Source organism: Streptomyces glaucescens, from assembly GCF_002154375.1.
Classification (GTDB): domain Bacteria; phylum Actinomycetota; class Actinomycetes; order Streptomycetales; family Streptomycetaceae; genus Streptomyces; species Streptomyces glaucescens.
Genome location: NZ_MUND01000872.1, coordinates 1 through 581, shown reverse-complemented (window position 1 = coordinate 581; position 581 = coordinate 1). Strand labels below are relative to the sequence as shown.

Genomic DNA, 581 nt, shown 5'->3' with positions numbered 1-581 from the left:
GCGGCGCGTCGCCCGCCCACTACGACGAGGAGACGCGCCGCGATACCAGCTGTGGGCCCCGGCGAGGGGACCGCCCGTGGGATCGCAGCGCTGCAGGGCCAGAACGAACTCGGCGACGTCGGTGGCGAACCGGGCCATGTCGGCGATGCGTCGGGGCGTAGCCGTTTCCCCGGGAAGCCAGCCGCGTACGGACCAGGGATGGGGATATCCCTCGCCCGGGACTCCCTTGGCCAGGACCGGGGGGACGGCCACGGGCAGGGAAGGCGCCAGGCGGGGCAGCCACTCGCATTCCTTGTCGACCGCGGGCGCGTAACCGGCGGCGGTGGGCAGCCGGACCGTCATCCCCTCACCGAGCCGGTAGGTGCGGTTGTCCCAGCCGTCCACCTCCACCGGCACCACCGGCAGACCGCTCCACTCGGGGAACTGAGCGGCGATCAGACGCTTCACCAGGCCGGCGTCGATACCGGCACGCCCATCCGGCACAGGAACCATGCGCCGATCCTCACGCCTGTGGGCATGCCGGACAAGCGAATAAGCGTGTCGACGGACGTGGCCCCCGACTCCCGGCTCCCGGCTCCCGG

1 protein-coding gene is annotated in these 581 nt (G+C 72.5%); it reads right to left on the bottom strand.

Annotation, left to right across the window (positions count from 1 at the left end; genetic code table 11):
* Positions 1-492: phosphotransferase (locus CCN42_RS38675; protein ID WP_158102196.1), on the bottom strand; the 492-nt coding region annotated here is incomplete at its 3' end.
* Positions 493-581 lie beyond the last annotated feature (89 nt).